15 protein-coding genes are annotated in these 17,946 nt (G+C 42.0%); 12 read left to right on the top strand and 3 right to left on the bottom strand.

Going from position 1 to position 17,946, the window contains the following annotated elements; genetic code table 11:
• The first annotated feature begins 50 nt into the window (after positions 1-50).
• The 11 genes from Q0993_RS10650 to nadB all read left to right on the top strand — a co-directional run bounded on the left by Q0993_RS10650 (position 51) and on the right by nadB (position 10,219).
• On the top strand, positions 51-647 hold the full coding sequence (locus tag Q0993_RS10650) for a hypothetical protein (RefSeq protein ID WP_299532691.1): 597 nt from the start codon (positions 51-53) through the stop codon (positions 645-647).
• A 2-nt stretch (positions 648-649) separates the two neighbouring features.
• Positions 650-1,084 carry a nitrous oxide reductase accessory protein NosL gene (locus tag Q0993_RS10645; RefSeq protein WP_299532688.1) on the top strand — a complete coding sequence of 145 codons (435 nt, stop codon included), beginning with the start codon at positions 650-652 and terminating at the stop codon, positions 1,082-1,084.
• Positions 1,085-1,087: 3 nt separating this feature from the next.
• The gene (locus Q0993_RS10640) at positions 1,088-1,381 is read left to right on the top strand and encodes a cupin domain-containing protein (protein ID WP_299532685.1); all 294 of its coding nucleotides are present in this window, start codon (positions 1,088-1,090) and stop codon (positions 1,379-1,381) included.
• Positions 1,382-1,660: 279 nt separating this feature from the next.
• On the top strand, positions 1,661-2,842 hold the full coding sequence (locus tag Q0993_RS10635; RefSeq protein ID WP_299532853.1) for a nitrous oxide reductase family maturation protein NosD: 1,182 nt from the start codon (positions 1,661-1,663) through the stop codon (positions 2,840-2,842).
• On the top strand, positions 2,839-3,549 hold the full coding sequence (locus Q0993_RS10630) for an ABC transporter ATP-binding protein (RefSeq protein WP_299532683.1): 711 nt from the start codon (positions 2,839-2,841) through the stop codon (positions 3,547-3,549). Before Q0993_RS10635 ends, Q0993_RS10630 begins: the two co-directional genes overlap by 4 nt.
• Entirely contained in the window at positions 3,542-4,324 is a 783-nt protein-coding gene (locus tag Q0993_RS10625) for an ABC transporter permease (protein WP_299532680.1), read from the top strand. Before Q0993_RS10630 ends, Q0993_RS10625 begins: the two co-directional genes overlap by 8 nt.
• 327 nt (positions 4,325-4,651) lie before the next feature.
• Positions 4,652-5,110 (top strand): DUF3291 domain-containing protein, encoded by a 459-nt coding sequence (locus Q0993_RS10620; protein WP_299532677.1) that lies wholly within the window; start codon positions 4,652-4,654, stop codon positions 5,108-5,110.
• A 68-nt stretch (positions 5,111-5,178) separates the two neighbouring features.
• Complete coding sequence (locus Q0993_RS10615; RefSeq protein WP_299532674.1) at positions 5,179-6,216, top strand: serine hydrolase; 1,038 nt, start codon at positions 5,179-5,181, stop codon at positions 6,214-6,216.
• Positions 6,217-6,306: 90 nt separating this feature from the next.
• Positions 6,307-7,131 (top strand): alpha/beta fold hydrolase, encoded by an 825-nt coding sequence (locus tag Q0993_RS10610; protein WP_299532672.1) that lies wholly within the window; start codon positions 6,307-6,309, stop codon positions 7,129-7,131.
• A gap of 597 nt (positions 7,132-7,728) precedes the next feature.
• Positions 7,729-8,655 carry a quinolinate synthase NadA gene (gene nadA, locus Q0993_RS10605; protein ID WP_299532670.1) on the top strand — a complete coding sequence of 309 codons (927 nt, stop codon included), beginning with the start codon at positions 7,729-7,731 and terminating at the stop codon, positions 8,653-8,655.
• Position 8,656: 1 nt separating this feature from the next.
• Positions 8,657-10,219, top strand: a complete 1,563-nt coding sequence (nadB, locus tag Q0993_RS10600; protein ID WP_299532668.1) for an L-aspartate oxidase — start codon at positions 8,657-8,659, stop codon at positions 10,217-10,219.
• Positions 10,220-10,599: 380 nt separating this feature from the next.
• Here the strand turns inward: nadB and Q0993_RS10595 are convergent, their stop codons facing one another.
• Entirely contained in the window at positions 10,600-12,567 is a 1,968-nt protein-coding gene (locus tag Q0993_RS10595; protein ID WP_299532666.1) for a sulfocyanin-like copper-binding protein, read from the bottom strand.
• Positions 12,568-12,578: 11 nt separating this feature from the next.
• A complete protein-coding gene (locus Q0993_RS10590) occupies positions 12,579-14,471 on the bottom strand; it encodes a family 16 glycoside hydrolase (RefSeq protein ID WP_299532664.1) in 1,893 nt (630 codons plus the stop codon).
• Positions 14,472-15,008: 537 nt separating this feature from the next.
• On the opposite strand from Q0993_RS10590, the gene manD reads away from it, so the two are divergent.
• A complete protein-coding gene (gene manD / locus Q0993_RS10585) occupies positions 15,009-16,220 on the top strand; it encodes a D-mannonate dehydratase ManD (RefSeq protein WP_299532662.1) in 1,212 nt (403 codons plus the stop codon).
• A gap of 23 nt (positions 16,221-16,243) precedes the next feature.
• On the opposite strand, the gene Q0993_RS10580 is transcribed toward manD, so the two are convergent.
• Positions 16,244-17,791: a sulfatase gene (locus Q0993_RS10580; protein ID WP_299532660.1), complete on the bottom strand. Its 1,548-nt coding sequence runs from the start codon at positions 17,789-17,791 to the stop codon at positions 16,244-16,246.
• Positions 17,792-17,946 lie beyond the last annotated feature (155 nt).

Raw genomic sequence — 17,946 nt, 5'->3', positions numbered from 1 at the left:
CCGGCCCTAGGGCCGGCCCATTTTTTAACCGGTTAAAAAGAATTATAGAAATGAAAAAATCACGTATTATCATGGTTTTGGCCGCTTTATTGCCTTTGCTCCTTTTTGTGTTTCCGCTTTGGAAAATTACCCTGGAAGCCCCACAATATCCTACGCCTCTGGGTATGTATATCTACATAAACGATTTTGCCGACGCCAATCCGCATGATATCAAGAACATTAATTTAATGAACCACTACGTGGGAATGAAATACATACCGGATGCCATTCCAGAGTTCAAAATATTCCCGATAGGGATACTAATCACTACGGTTATCGGTCTAATCATTGCATGGAGAGCGAACCATAAGTGGTTCCTCTACTGGTTCATTATGATGGTCCTCGTAAGTACGGCAGGCTTGATCGATTTTTACCTATGGGAGTACGATTATGGCCATAACCTTGACCCCAAGGCCATTATGAAGTTCACCAATCCGGATGGTTCCGTAATGGGATTCCAACCACCCTTCTTTGGTTCTAAGGATATTTTGAATTTTACGGCACATTCCTATCCCCAATTGGGTGCCTATTGTTTGGGTGGAGGAATTGCTTTGGGACTGGTCGCCTATTATTTTGGGAAAAAAGAGAAACAAACCGTAAAAACATAGTTATGCGATTACGTGGGCTTCTTTTTGGTGTTCTGGCATTGTGGTCTGTTGGCTGTACAGTAAAGCCCAAACCCATTGCATACGGTTCTGACGGATGTCACTACTGTAGTATGACCATAGTCGATCGGCAGCACGCTGCCCAGATGGTTACAAAAAAAGGAAAGGTCTTTAAGTTTGACGCGGTGGAGTGTATGATGAACCATCAAAAGGAAGTGGATCAGGAAACGGTAGCCTTGTTTCTTGTAAATGATTATTCCGAACCGGGAGAATTGATTGACGCTAAACAAGCTACTTACCTAATTAGTCCGGGCATACCAAGCCCAATGGGAGAATTCCTGACTGCCTTTGGTGATGAAGCTAAAGCAAAAAGTGCCCATGAAGGCAATGGTGGTGATTTGTATACTTGGGATGAATTGTTGAACCGTTTTAAGCCATAAGGTATGTATGAAATCAGAGAAGATATCAAAACACAACCTTACCACAAACTGCAGATACAAAGGCTTTCCAAAAATAATGCTGTGGAAGTATTAAGCATTAGTCTGGAAGGCGGTACAATTTTTCCGGAACACACGTCTCCCTCGGATGCCTTACTGGTGATTTTGAAAGGTGATGTTGATTTTCACATCGATCAGAATACCTTTCACTTAACGGAACAGGAGTATTTTTCCTTCCCCCGTGAAACGCCACACTGGGTAAAGGCAAACGAAAATTCCAAATTTCTGATAATCCGTTAAGATGTTCCTTAAAGTCATTACTTTCGTCCATATAGTTGCTGCTAGAATTTGGGTCGAAGGCCATTTGGTGTTTGCCCGGGCCGTACATTCCCGGTTTTTCTTGATTCCCAAAAGGCATTTAAAATTGCCGGCGATACCCGTCCTGGCGGTAACCCAAAATACCGCTCTTTGTGTTTTGACGGGATATAGTGCTAGAAGTGGAGGACAATTATGAAGCACACGTTATCATATAGTAAGCTTTTGTTTTTTCTCATCTTGATTGGAGGGGGTCAATTTTTGATGGGGAGAACCATTACCATCTGCCCTACCTGCGATGTATCTTCCATTAAGCAAGGCATAGCTTCGGCCATGGAGTACGATACCCTTTTGATCAAAAAAGGAACCTACAACGAATACAACATTGTTATAGACAAACCCTTGACCCTTCTTGGGGAGGATTATCCTGTAATCGATGGGGAGGATATGGGAGAGATTATTACCATTGTTTCGGACAACGTAACCGTGGAAGGCCTTTTTATCATAAATGTTGGAACAAGCTATACCACGGATTATGCCGCTGTTCGCGTAGTGAAAAGTGAAAATTTTCTAATTAAGCATTTGGTGCTTGAAAAGCTTTTTTTTGGTATTTATTTGGAGAAGGCCAATAATGGCAAGGTATACCATAACAAAATCATTGGCGATGCCGTAGACGAATATAACTCGGGAAATGGCATCCAATTGTGGTACTCACACCACGTTGAGGTAGACCGGAACATTGTACAAGGTACCCGTGATGGTATCTATCTTGAGTTTTCCGACCAAGTTACGATCAACAACAACATCAGTTCCGATAACATACGGTATGGGCTTCATTTTATGTTCTCCAATGACGACACCTATACCAACAACACATTTGAGAACAATGGGGCAGGAGTGGCCGTGATGTTTTCCAAAAATATCAGGATGCGCAACAATACCTTCCGTAAAAATTGGGGTACGGCCTCCTTCGGGATGCTGCTCAAAGAGATTAATGATGCCGAGATTGTCGGGAACACCTTTGAAGAAAATACGATTGGCATTAATATAGAAGGGTCCAATAGGATCGATTATACCCGGAATGATTTCATCAACAACGGATGGGCCATAAAAGTAAGGGGCGCCTGTTACACCAATACGTTTAAGAATAACAACTTTTTATACAATTCCTTTGATATTTCCTACAATAGCAAAGTAAACGACAATATATTCAAGGAGAATTATTGGAGTAGTTATACGGGTTACGATTTGGACAAAAATGGCATTGGTGATGCACCTTACAGACCGGTAAAACTATTCTCGTATATTGTAAATAGAACACCGGAGACCATCGTACTCTTGCGCAGTCTTTTTATGGACATAATTGATTTTTCGGAAAAGGTTTCTCCGGTCTTCACACCGGATAATTTAATGGATTCCAGTCCTTTGATGCAAAAAACAGAATGATTCACATCAAAAATCTACATAAACGATTTGGAAAGAATCAAGTGCTCTCCGGAGTGGAATTGAGCATTAAGAGCGGGGGCATTTATGCAATCCTGGGCCCCAATGGATCGGGAAAAACTACGCTTATCAAAAGTATTTTGGGAATGGTAATCCCCAATGCCGGAACCATAAATGTACTGGATACCAATATCAAAAACCATTGGAGGTACCGCAAGGAAATTGATTATTTGCCACAGATAGCCAATTTTCCGAGTAATATTAAAGTTGGGGAATTGATACGAATGATAAAGGATCTACGGCAAAAGCCCAGTGAGGAGGACCGGTTGATCGGTTTATTTGGACTGGAGCCTTTTTTAGACAAAAAGCTGGGAACGCTATCAGGGGGTACCAAGCAAAAGGTGAACATCCTGCTCACCTTTATGTTCGACAGTCCTTTGATGATTTTGGACGAACCTACCACGGGTTTGGATCCTGGATCATTGATTCAGTTAAAGAAATTGATACGGGAAGAAAGGGAAAAAGGCAAAACCCTATTGATAACCTCGCACATCATGCAATTTGTGGAGGAAGTTGCTGACCAGATTGTGTATTTATTGGAAGGCCAGGTCTATTTTAAGGGCACTATAGAAGAACTGAAACAAAAGACCGATCAAGTTGATGTTGAACATGCCATAGCGGCCATAGCAATGCAGACCACGGATGCTTAAAATTTTAAAATACAGTTTTTATGATTTGATGCGGAGCCGCTGGAGCTATGTATATTTTCTTTTTTACTTGGCCCTGGGCTTTGTACTGCTCTTTCTTAACAATGACCTTTCCAAAGCAGTTATCACCCTAATGAACGTTATCATTGTGTTGGTGCCCTTGATCGGGACCATTTTTGGGGTGATGTATTTTTACAATTCCAAGGAATTTACCGAATTGTTGTTGGCACAACCCTTGCGGCGTTCCACCATCTTTCTGGGGCAGTATTTTGGTGTTGCGGGCTCCTTAACGCTAAGCTTGTTCCTAGGCCTCGGGATTCCCTTTGTCCTCTACGGGCTTTTTAGAAGTGAAGCTATTTTCAATTTTGCACTTTTGCTGATAACCGGGGCCTTTTTGACATTCATATTTACGGCATTGGCCTTCAATATTGCACTTTCCAATGAAAACAGGATAAAAGGTTTTGGGTATGCGGTCTTACTTTGGCTGTTTTTGGCGGTTATTTACGACGGACTTTTTTTACTGTCCCTTATTGTGTTTGAGGAATATCCGTTGGATACATTCTCCTTGGTGGCCACAATGTGTAATCCTATTGATCTGTCCAGGACACTCATCCTTTTGAAATTGGATATTTCAGCACTTCTGGGCTATACCGGGGCGGTCTTCAAAAAATTCTTTGGAACGGACTTTGGCCTTTTGGTTTCCCTTCTTGTGCTGTTACTTTGGACGCTACTTCCCATTTGGCGATTGGCCGTAAAATCAAGACGAAAGGACTTTTAGATATTTAATTGCGGAATCATGTTGATGGCGATTTTAGAAAGTAGTATCTGTCATTTAAAAATGTCCGTAATCTTTAGTCAGTCAATTCAACGACTCTCAAACCTGAACTGCAAGGGAGGACAATCATTTGCTTATGTTTTATATACGGGCGCCTTCAATGGTATTTTTGCCATAGCGTTTGCTTCCAATATTTTCATAAGATCAGGAACGGAGGTAGTACAACGCATATCGCAATGAATACTAAAAAGTATTAGATTTAAGCCAAATTAGAAGGTTGTATGAAATTATCCATATATCCATTGGTTGGCAACAATTTGAAATAATTCAATGAAATATCAATTAGCACAAATAAACGTGGCTAGAATGATCGGAGTTAATATTGAAGATCCGATTATGCAGGAGTTTGTTGATAATTTGGACAACGTAAATGAATTGGCCGAAAATAGTGCTGGATTTATTTGGAGATTAAAAGACGAATCAAATAATGCCTCGAACTTTAACCCCTTCAATGATGAACAAGTGATTATCAATATTTCAGTTTGGAAAGATATTGAGTCATTGGAAAATTTCACATATAAGACATTTCACACAGACTTTTTGAAAAGAAGAAAAGAATGGTTTCATAAATATGGAAAAGCATATTTTGCACTATGGTGGATTGAGGAAGGAAGATACCCGTCAATTGAGGACGCTATGGAGAGACTTGAGTTTTTACAATTAAATGGCGTTACAGAAAGGGCTTTTAACTTTAGGGACAGATTTACAAGACCAAAGAAACAGGAATAATAAAAACTATTGCATCTACGCATAGCCGAGGCCTTTATAAACAATTCAATGAATAGTCCGTGGATAAAATGAAAAAGAAGAGAACCAAACAAATATTCAGAATAGTGTTGTTCCTGGGCACGGCAATCTCCCTGTTCTTTGTGCCGTGGCTTTTGGTAAAGGCATGGATACTGCCACTACCGGATACGGTTCAGGAACAATTGGATGAGGCCATTGGTCATGGATTTGAAGGAATGATCGTTTATGTAGATCAAGCCGGTCAGCCACCTCAGCATTTGGCCTCCGGTTGGCATAATCGGGAATCCGAGATACCTGCCGATCCACACGCATTGTTTAAGATTGCCAGTATTAGCAAGCTATATGATGCTGTGGCCGTTACCAAGTTGGTAAGTGATGGAAGACTCTCCTTGGATAAAACCCTGGCCAATTATTTACCGGAACTTGTGGGAAAAATCGAAAATGCGGAGAAAATTACCCTGAGGTTGATGATACAGCATAGAAGTGGCATTCCCAATTTTACGGACGCTCCGAATTTTTGGGCGGCACCAACCGAGACCTATGAGGAAAGTCTTGCCTTAATTCTAGACCAGCCGGCCAACTTTGAACCTGGTGAGGACTATGAATATTGTAATACAAATTATCTTTTAATCAATAAGATAATGGATGATGTCCTAGGTTATGGCAACTTTCAATTCATACAAGAAGAGGTTTTGACTCCATTACATCTCAACAACACCTTTAGTGCGCTGAGCGAAGTAAATATAGACAATGTAATGAGCGGCTATCATGTAGGATATCCCCTTGATTTAAAGGAAAACGACTATGGCATGCACGCCACGGCAGAAGATGTGGGCACTTTTCTTCGGGCACTGAATGATGGATCATTGTTTAAACCGGGAGAACAGGAAATATACGCTTCCATTTATGAATATGAACACGGCGGTTGGGTTCCCGGTTACCAGAGTTTTGCAAAATATTACAAAGAACTTGATGCAGTGGTTATAGCGTTCTACAGCACAACTGATCCTAAACTGTACAATTGGAACTTGTCAGAAATCATAAATGGTAGGATCGTTAAAATTCTGAAAAGGCAAAAAAACTCATAACACGATTCTAAAAACATTTCGGCTTGCGGGACTGGCAGGAACACTCTTTATTCGAATACATTGTACCCCCATTGAATATAAATTGACACTATGAATCTAAAAAAAAGTACAAACCTCATTTTTTTGATAGGCTTCACTTTTATTTGTATTTCCTTTGTCCCTACCCATGGTAACAACCCCAATTATTGGAATTCCAATGATTCAAAACCATCCGAATTATTTCATATTCCCTATTTCAGTCCAGGAGTATTAAATGACCCGGTAATGGTCTTGGTGTTACATGGAGATGCACCATTCAATAATCCATCCTATCAGTATCTTATCGCAAAAAAAATAGCCGAAGAGAATACTAATGTTGTTGCCGTGGGAATTCTAAGACCAGGATACACCGACAATAAGGGCAATCGTTCAGAAGGAGAACGGGGAGAAGCGACAGGAGATAACTATACATTAGAAGTTCTTGAGTCAATACATAACCTAACTATTGGGCTGGAAAAGGAATACAATCCTTCAAAAGTAGTTTTGGTTGGGCATTCAGGCGGGGGTGCTATATCAGCAAACTTGCTCGCTCGGTATTCTGGCACTTATTCCAATGCTGTACTTGTCTCTTGTCCATGCGATCTTCATCTATGGCGAAAATATATGAAGGAATTACAACCTGATGCTCCAGTTTGGGATATAGAGGTAAATAGCCTCTCGCCAATAGAAGAAGTTAAAAATATGGATGACTCAACACAAATAGCGGTAGTACATGGTGATCATGACAAGATTGTCCCGATAGATATTGCCCGTAAATTTGTCAGAGCATTAGAAATGAATAATAAGAAAACCCATTTTGTTACTCTTAAAAATCAAGGTCATGAAGTGGCTCTAAACAGGAAAATATTTGAAATCGTAAAAAAAATTGTTGAATAGAATACAATATACAAGGGTGTGTAAAAAGCTTTAAAACGTATTTTACATAATCCATTGTGCTACATGTCCAAAACAAAAGAATAAAGGCACTATTATTTTCAATTTTGTTGTTGGCATCATTCCCAAACAATAGTCAAGTGGAATGAGGCAATAATTCATTTGCTTCCCTCCTTGGCCTAATAATTTTAATTGAGTCTATGCCCAATAAATAAATCTGGAAGACGAATTCTATAGTACGCCCCCACACGTCAATTGGCGTTTCGTTGCTGGCAGGAACAAAGCACAACAGAGACTTTTAAGCCTGCATTGGCACGACAATGGCAAAGAAAAGTTAAACTTTGGAAGGATGCATATGCCGCATTTCTGCTTTTAGAAGTACTGCTTGCCCTAAGATATTTCGAAAACGAAGTTCAGCTTTTGCAAAAGTGACTAGGAGTATCACGATTCTTTGTAAACATTGGAAAAATCAAACCTCAAGGCCGAATCGGTTCGTCTCAAGGCAATAGTCTAAGTTTTGTTGTACATTGTGACGAAAATCATATCTTAAGGAGTTCATTTAAAATACATTTGCTCCCAAAAAATTTGGAACCGAAGAATATGAGTTTGGCGAACCAAATCCTGGAATTAAAAAAAAGCAAAAAGGCCATTGTGTTGGCGCACTATTACCAACGGCCGGAAATACAGGAAATTGCCGATTACGTTGGCGATAGTTTAGGGCTTTCCCAAAAAGCTGCGGAAACGGATGCATCCATTATCGTATTTGCCGGGGTGCATTTCATGGCGGAAACGGCCAAAATCTTGAATCCGTCCAAGATGGTGCTGCTTCCCGACCTTGATGCGGGTTGCTCCTTGGCCGAATCCTGTCCACCGGATGCATTTCGTGAATTTACGGCCGCCCATCCGGATCACTTGGTGATTACCTATATCAACTGCTCGGCGGAAATCAAGGCGATGAGCGATATTGTCTGTACTTCTTCCAACGCTTTGAAAATCGTAGAGTCGGTTCCAGAGGATAGACCCATTATCTTTGCTCCAGATAAAAATTTAGGCAGGTTTATCAGTCAAAAAACAGGTCGGAATCTCTTGCTTTGGGACGGTTCCTGTGTTGTACATGAAGCTTTTTCCATAGAAAAACTGTTGGATTTGCATAAGGCAAACCCAGAATCGGTCATCATAGCCCACCCGGAATCCGAAAAGCACATCTTGGATGTTGCCACCTACATTGGTTCTACGGCCGGAATGATCAACTATGTAAAAGAGCACCCCCAGGAGAAGTTTATTGTAGCTACGGAAGCTGGTATATTGCACAAAATGCAGAAGGAGGTGCCCAATACGGAACTTATTCCTGCTCCCGCACAGGAAGATAATACCTGTGCCTGTAGTGAATGTGCTTATATGAAAGTGAACACTATGCAAAAATTATATGATTGTTTGCTTAACGAATCCCCTCAAATCAATATTCCAAAAGCCTTGGCACAGTCTGCACTATTGCCCATAGAAAGGATGTTGGAACTATCAAAGTAAGATGATACGGACGAATTTTCTCGTTATTGGCTCAGGGGTAGCAGGACTTACCTTTGCTTCAAAAATTGCCAAGGCACTTCCGGATAAGACAGTTACAATAGTCACAAAGGCCGATGAGGAAGAATCCAACACAAAATATGCTCAAGGAGGTGTTGCCGTAGTACTGGATCTAGAGGAGGACTCTTTTAAAAAACATATTAAGGATACCCTAGTAGCCGGAGATGGACTTTGTGATCGGGATGTAGTGAAAATGGTGGTAAAAAAAGGTCCAAAACGACTCAAGGAATTGATGGCATGGGGTGCCAATTTTGATATTGATGCTTCCGGAAAATTGGAGCTAGGCAAGGAAGGTGGCCATTCGGAACATAGGGTAGTTCATCATAAGGACATTACCGGACACGAAGTGGAGCGCGCATTGCTGGAAAATCTAAGAAGATTGCCAAATGTTTCCATGTTGCCCTATCATTTTGCCATAGACCTGGTTACGGAGCACCATCTTAAGGTCCCGAAATCAAAGCAAGTGTCATGCTATGGAGCCTATGTTCTAAACGAAAGGACAGGGAAGATCATTACCATCAAGGCGGATAGTACATTATTGGCTACAGGCGGTATTGGTCATGTGTATGGTCATACTACCAATCCCGTAATCGCCACTGGTGACGGTATCGCCATGGCATATAGGGCCAAGGCGGAGATCAGGGACATGGAATTTGTACAATTTCATCCTACGGCCCTTTTTACTACCAAAGAAGGTCCATCATTTTTAATTTCTGAGGCCGTTCGGGGATTTGGAGCCGTATTACGTAATAAAAATGGGCATAGGTTTATGCCTGATTATGATGCAAGGGCTGAATTGGCTTCACGGGATATTGTATCACAAAGTATAGATCAGGAATTAAAAAAATCCGGGGATACTTGTGTTTTTTTAGATTGTACCCATCTGGATATCGACCAGTTCAAAAGGCATTTCCCGACAATTTATAAGGAGTGTCTGGCGAATCATATTGCTATTGAGACAGATTGGATTCCGGTGGTTCCTGCTTCCCATTACCTCTGTGGGGGTATTGTGGTTGATAAGACCGGAAGAACTTCCATAAACCATTTGTTTGCTTGTGGCGAGTGCTCCAGAACAGGATTGCACGGTGCCAACCGGCTGGCTTCCAATTCTTTGTTGGAGGCCCTGGTGTATGCGCACAACATCTACAAGTATCAGGTTGCAAATCCTACCGATTCCGTGAATGTGGCTATTCCGGAATGGAACGATGACGGAACCCGCATTCCTAAGGAACATATCCTAATTCTCCACAATCTTAAGAAGTTACAGGCCTTAATGCGTGATTATGTGGGTATCGTTCGAAGCAACGATCGTTTAGCGAAGGCTATCCTACATCTGGATTTAATCTACAAGGAAGTGGAGGAACTTTATAAAAGCTCAAAAGTGACCACCACACTTTGTGAGTTAAGAAATATGGTCAATGTAGCCCATTTAACAATCGGTCAATCCTTAAAAAGGAAGGAAAACAAAGGAGGGTATTACAATATTGATAATACAGCCTCTTCTTGAAAAACATATTTGAAGCAGGAGATATCCGGTACTGGAACAACATTTTTTTGCTGGCTTACCGGAATGGCCGCCTCTCCCTATGCGCCCCATTTATCATGCCTTTTTTCCCTTGCGGCGAGAAGTATAGTCTTTAAACTGTGATCTAAATTGAACAAAGCTTGGATTTGATGTATTCAAAGCTTCCTTTGACGCTATATAGATTCTTTGGAAGGGATGCCCCAAACGGTTATTTAGCACTGATGCAAATAGAAAATCAAAAAATATTATTATCTATACAATGGTATCCGATGGATTTACCCGACATTTAAACCTTGCGCAAGAAAGGTCGCTATCCGTTTTAATAGTATCCCATTATCCCGTTAACATTCTGGAATAATGCCTCAGACACTCTTCTTAACAACTAATTTGATTCGCATGGATGTCGCATGCCCAGGAAACGTACAGACAATCCAGTATTCTCCTATATCTTTTGGGGCTTCAAAATAAATTTTTTCAGAGGTGTCTGGCTGTAGGATTCCGGTATGTACAATGACCAAGTCGGAATCAGGCACATAGTTGAGGTCTGCACCATCCAGTCCTAATTTAAGGGCCATACCGGCAACTTTATCGACAGCATCCCCTTTTTGGACAACAACGAGGTTATGCAGCATATCATCACTATTATTGAATGTCAGCTCAATCTTTTGGCCAGGTTCAAGTACCAGTTCCTCAATATCAAATTTTAGTCCCGGTATGGTGCCAATGGTTATTTGCCGATCTGGGCCGTCCATCCATGTCAAAGGCATCTCGTTTACTCGCCTTTCTTGAAGGATGGCCTGGGCCGCATCAGAAGTAGTCCCAACTGGCTGTGATTTTAACGCTCCCCCGGGAACTTCGTTCAACGTGTAATATCCGGTATCATGCAATAGTCTTTCCCCTGAGGTAGACCTTAGACCTGGGGCTTTTAATTGGTGGATAAAACCCAATCGCATACCATCCACGGTGAGTTTTACGGACTGACCATTTTCCAAAACCTCGGCTTTTCTGACAATCCCTTTTTTCTGATTGACTATTGGACTACCATATTTGTAGTGGTATTTATAGTCGAAGCTAGTAATCTGGTAGTTTTCTGGATCGGAGGCAATGGATGTATTCAGCGGTTTGGTAAAACCAAGTTCAAAACCATCGTCCAAAGCTTTCATGGTCTTTATCTCAAATGGAGTCTTACCGGTCCATACCAGCCTTTGTAAACCGAACATCTCCTTTCCTGTTGAGGCCCATCCCCTGCTTGTCATTCCAACCAGCACACTTTGGTCGCTGCCCCAGATCATTCTCAAAATCCCGGAAGAAAATCCCTCAACAAAATTGAAAGCCGCTCCTTGATAAACTCCATTAACCTTCTCCATATAAACACGCATAATTTTACTGTGACCTTGATCACCTACAAAGATCTGTCCTTCAAAAGGCCCAAATTTTCCCCCTGTGGTATCGTACAATATATCGGAAGTGGAAATACCCAAGATGGTATGCGGGAACCAAATAGCAGGGGCCTTTAATTCGGGTACTTTTTTGGAATATTCATAGAGGCTCATACCCGATTCCCGTTCAATATCCTCCATCTTTAATTTTAACGGGGAATCTGCTTCTCCTGTCCACACCAGACCTTCGGGATTACCGGCGAAATCCCCCTTCTCCAAATGGGTCATCCGTCCAGATCCCACCCAATCACCTTGGTTTTCGGTATAGAATATATCTCCCGAATCGTTGATCTCAAATCCCGATGGAGAACGCAATCCGGTTGCTATGGGAGTCATCTCCCCCTCAGGGGAAATTTGTAACAACCAACCTCTCCATTTGGAAAGACTGGCCCCATGACCTATCCAGGCCAAATTGAGGGTCACGAGCATATCTCCATTATCCAGAAATTTGGGGCCATAGGAATAGTCATGATAATTGCCCGATAAAGGCCAGGAGTAAATGGTTTTATAGACATCGGCCTTGTCGTCGTTGTTTTTGTCCTCCAATCGCGTCAACTCCCCCCTTTGTGTCAGATAGAAACCATTATCGCGATATGCCAGACCTAGGGGCTCATGCAGGCCATGTGCATATTTGTGGTAAACTGGATTCTTGGAATAGGGCCTGTCTATTAACCAAACCTCACCCCTTCTGGTGGAAACCCCTAATTTATCCTCGCCGGTAAGGGCCAGTCCACCTACTTCAAGAACAACATCATCTGGTATGGGAACATCGACAATTTTGTAATATTCAGCTTCCCTTTTTGCCCTATCCGAGGTCTGGGCAAAAGATCCAAACAAGGATAATGCAAGGGCGAACATCGTTAAGACTTGTTGGTTTCGGTACTTCTTCATTGCTTGCGTTTTTACCAAATAATGGTGTATTCAACTTTGTTCTGGCCTGCCGGAATCTTTAAAAGCAGTTCTTCTTTCCCATTCACATTACGGACAATTGGTTTTAGGCCAAAATTGGACGGAACGGTTATAAAATAGCTCTCATTATTTATGATATAGCTACCGTCTGGCAAATTTACTATGGATTCGCCTTCTGCGATCTTATGCCAGATATCGGTTTCGCCTGAAATTTCAATGATCCGCTTCAAAGCTCTCCTATCTTCCAAGGGAACCATTCGGTCCCTAATATCGACCTTAGTTTTTTGATATACGAAAGTCGGGAAGCCCCCTTCCCCTATTTCATAACCCATGGGCTTAAAGTTTTCGGTTTCCAAAATAGTTTTGGGCCAAATCGAATCTTCTCCCGCCAAGATGGTAAATTCGGGGTCGCCATGAAAGGACACCGTAAAACCGGAAGGTACTCCCAATTGTTTTTCACCTCTCGAAAACCACATTTGTGTGGCATCGATAAAATCTCCATCCCAGACTTTTAAGAGGGCCCCACTGGCCAGGTCGTAGGCATAATGGACACCCTGGGGGGTGCCAACTGAAATGCAGTGGGTGCGTTTAATTTCGTCATGCATCAAAAAACTACGGTGCAACACCACTTCATCGGATACCGTAACCATGATATCCTCCGCAGGCCTACCTTCGTTTACATTAAGTGAGCTCTCGGCATGTAATGCGTGTTTCTCTATGCCTGGCCCCTCTACCTCTAAACTAAAGCCCCGTCGCCACGCCCGGTGCTTGTTATAAATAAGTTGAAAGGGAACTTCGCCGGCCGCCAACGTTTTTTTTCCAAGGCCCAGTGAATCCAAGTTGTAATCCCCATTAAGGTCAACAATCGTATCGCCATCTATAATGAAAAGCCCCCCTGCACTATTCACCTTATAGTCAAAAAGATAATCCCCCGATTCCGGAATTTCTAATTTGCCTGTATAGCTTAGGATCTTTTTAGGTCGATCGCCAGTAGCCATGGTAGCGGAAATACTGTCCGTTTCAATCTCGCGAATGACCGTAAGGCTGTCCATATCGGTTAGTACCATGCCTGCACTTTCAAATTCCTTCATTGTCGTTTCCTGAATTGAAACCCTTTTTGTGCCATACAATTTATACCTCATATTTTTAAGCGCCACTGGCCCATGATCTCCTTGGACCATAAGAGGTCCCAGGGGTTTCTCATCAGTAAAGGCTGCAGCGCGGGTGGGACCGGTCACTTCTACGTTTTTGTGCACAAGCACCCCATTTAGCCATACTTCACTGAATTTGGCATTCCTTATTTTATTCCCGGCAGCATCAAAATGCGGGGCATGGAATATAATCTTAAAATGCTGCCATAAGCCGGGAGTTTTGGCCGCATTTATTTTGGGGGCATGACCTTCAAAACCTTCCTTTCCCTTTTCCCTGGTATCGTCCCAACGTTGGTATATGCCCCCCATATCGCTATGTTCGGGGTCTTTCTTGCCCCAACTGTCAAAAAGCTGGATTTCGTACCGTCCCTGAAAATAAAGACCTGAATTTGAGTTTACGGGCATCATAACGTCTACCTCCAGTTCCATATCCCCATGCTCAATGTTAGTGAACAAATGCTCCATGGAACCTTCCTTTGGGATGTTTACCATTACCCCCGTTCCTTCAGAAAATGAAATAGTACGTTCCATACTTCTGTCCACATATACATTAGCTGCAATTTTCCAATTTTCCCCAGTTGGGGAAAAGGAATCCAGATTTTCAAGTTCTATCGTTTTAAAGGGTAAGAATTTTTGAACTTGAGCCTTGGAACTCTGTGGTTTGGTTTTCCCGGGTTTTTCCTTGCACCCAAGAAAAATTATAAAAAGCAGGGCAATAGAAATGTTGGTCTTCATATTAAAATTTTATTTTGAAGCGCAAGATACAGATAGATTTTCTATGCCTACATAATATGCGGAAGATGACATACCATGGAGATTTTACAAAAACAAAAGCGCAAAGTTGTATTATGAATTTGGAGGTTATACGGCGGCATAAAAAGTTTAATCATTTTGTAGCAATTGTTCCAAAACTAATGACAATAAACAAAAGAACCAATTTACTTCCCAAACCGTTGTATGTAAAATGATAGCACCAAGGGCCATCCACAAAACCAAATATGGGGTATTCCTAAGCCATCCGCTATCGACAAAGTCATCCAGAACCTTTGGATTTCAGATTATATCTGGATGCAGTGAAAGGGAATTTGTAAGGAAATAAAATAATAAACTAATCCTTATATCTTTGGCCAACGGATATGAAATAAATCATAATCACTCCTGAGGCCGACCAAGGTACTTATTGACAAAACTGAAGATTGATGAACTCGGCTAAAAATCATTCATATTGACGAATGATCATAGAGGGCAATAAAAGCAAATAAATACGTACAGATGAAAATTGTTGATGCTAAAGTTATAGTATGTTCTCCCGGTAGAAACTTTGTAACCCTAAAAATAGAGACCGATGAAGGTGTCTATGGGCTTGGGGACGCTACTCTTAACGGTAGGGAGTTGGCGGTGGCCACTTATTTGAAAGAGCATATTATACCTTGTATTATTAATCGAGACCCTTTCGATTCAGAGGATATTTGGCATTACCTGTATCGTGGGGTTTATTGGCGGAGGGGAGCTGTAAACATGACGGCCATTGGCGCTGTAGACATGGCACTTTGGGACATTAAGGGAAAAGCTTTGGGCGTGCCGGTCCATAAATTGCTCGGAGGGAAGAGTAGACACAGGTTGTTGGCCTATACCCATGCACAGGGAAAGGATATGGACGAAACCCTTCAGAAAGTATCGGATATTTTAAATAAGGGATTTAAGGCGATTCGAATACAATCCGGGATACCGGGATTTGAAAAGGTATATGGGATTGCCAAAGACAAAGGAACCTATGAACCAGCGACTACAGGGGGTAAACCCGATGAAGAAATTTGGAATACCGAAAAGTACCTTGCCTACATTCCCGAACTTTTCCAGACCGTAAGAAAGGAATTCGGCAAGGACCTCCATCTACTTCACGATTCGCATCATAGATTATCGTCTATTGAAGCAGCCCGATTGGGCAAGGAATTGGAACCCCATCACTTATTTTGGCTGGAGGATACGGTACCGGCCGAACTTCAACAAAACTTTGAATGGATAAGACGGCATACCACAACCCCGTTGGCCGTTGGGGAAATATTCAATACAATATTCGATTGTCAACACTTGATTACCCAACAGCTTATAGACTACATACGAATGACGGTCGCCCATGGCGGAGGACTCACACCGATGATGAAAATTGCCCATCTAGCCGAATTATACGGAATCCGTACTGGATGTCACGGGCCTTCCGATTTGTCCCCGATCAATTTGGGAGCTTGTTTGCATTTTGGTACGGCGATCAACAATTTTGGTATTCAGGAATATATGGGATACTACCCCATAACCATGGAAGTTTTTGACCTTAAACACAAGTTTGAAGAAGGTTATTTCTACCCCAGTGAAGAGCCGGGACTAGGGGTTGATATGGATTTTGAAAAGGCAGGGAATTATCCCTATAAAAAGGCATTTCTACCTATTAACAGATTAGAGGACGGAACCTTGTTTCATTGGTAGCAGGAATAGATTTAATTAAATCACTATTCCTCGTTGGCTACGGTCGGTGGGTCTGGACCTGTCCAAAAATGCTTTTCCTGTACTGCCTTCATCTTAGGATATTCCAAACCTTCATCATCATAGCGTATCTGGAGTTCTTTCAATTTTCGTTTTAGACTGTCCACAGTGGTTGTATAATTCGGGTCATTGAAGGCGTTATACATTTCCGAAGGATCATTTTTTAAATCGAAGAACTCCCATTCGGGCGGGGTTGGAGACTTGTTGGTCTGCCCAAGGGGCAGACCGTAGTAGAAAATCAGTTTTTTATCTCGGGTTCGAACACCGATATGGGCCGCAACTTCACGATGCAATATATGCTGCCAGTAATGGTAGTAAACGGCTTTCCTCCAATCCCCTGGAGTTTCTCCTTTTAAATTCGGAAAAAAACTCCTACCCTGCACGTCTTTCGGTGTATCTATATCTGCCATATCCAGCATAGTGGGTACAAAGTCGGCATTAATAATCAAATCTCTGTTTATCGAGCCTGGCTCGATAAACTCTGGATATCGTATAATCAAAGGCATTCTCATAGCCTCTTCATACATAAACCGTTTACTGAAAAATCCATGCTCCCCCAGAAAATGACCTTGGTCCGCTGTGTAGATGATTACGGTATTGTCGTACAATCCTTCTTTTTTAAGAAAATCGATAAGCTTTCCTATATTTTCGTCCAGTACTCGGCCACAGCGAAGGAACGACTTGATATATTGCTGATAAATGAACCCCCGCTGTTCGTCACGAGTGGCATTTTCCAGACGTTCGTGGGGATAGGTTCCCTGGTTGATTTGTTCTAGCTTAAGTCCAGTTCTATGGGCGGCCTGTGAGCGGTTTTCATAGGTGTCATAAAGATTTGCAGGTTCGGGAAGATCCTCGTTCGCCCATAGCGTATCATAAGGTGTTCTTGAGGACCATGGGTCATGTGTGGCCTTATAGTGGGTCATTACCAGAAAAGGTTTTGTAGTATCCCTTTTTTTAAGAAACGTGGTAGTAAGTTCCGAAATTATATCGGTAGACCAGCCTTCCCTGGTAATCAAGCTGTCCTCTCCTTTTTCAATAAATTGGGGATTTTTGTATCTACCTTGCACCGGTAAAACCTTAAAATCGTCAAATCCGGTGGGCAAGGTCTCCAGATGCCATTTTCCAAAGAGAGCCGTTTGATAGCCGGCAGATTGAAAAGCACTTTGCACAGTGAATTGCGAACCATCAAAAGCCTGGCGCAGTATCCGTACGCCATTTTTATGACTGTACTTTCCGGTAATAAGGGTAGCCCTACTGGGGCTACAAATGGAATTGGTAGAAAAAACATGCTCAAATCGCATACCTTCTTCGGACAGACGGTCTATATTTTTAGTCTTAGCATATTCCGCCAAAATACCACCATAGGCGCTTATGGCCTGCGTGGTATGATCATCGCCCATGATAAATATGATATTAGGCTTGGTCTCGATAGCCGTTATGCCCTCCTTTTCCTTTTTGAAATCCTTACAAGCCATGCAGGATAGTAGAATGAGAAAAAGTGTTCTATTTTTCATGGTTTAAATTCACTTTTTTCTAATGCTTATGAATCTCGTTTGAGTTTAGTACACGACTAACCAATCTTTTAATAAAAATAAGGTTTTGAAGGCTATTTTCCAGGGGCAGGGCAGTACTGGACTCCCCATTTGGTTCAAAAGGAAAAAGATTGTGC

It is taken from the genome of Ulvibacterium sp., from assembly GCF_028285715.1.
In the GTDB taxonomy this organism is placed as follows: domain Bacteria; phylum Bacteroidota; class Bacteroidia; order Flavobacteriales; family Flavobacteriaceae; genus Ulvibacterium.
The sequence above is the reverse complement of the archived record's forward strand: the minus strand, read 5'-3'. Positions and strand labels throughout refer to the sequence as shown.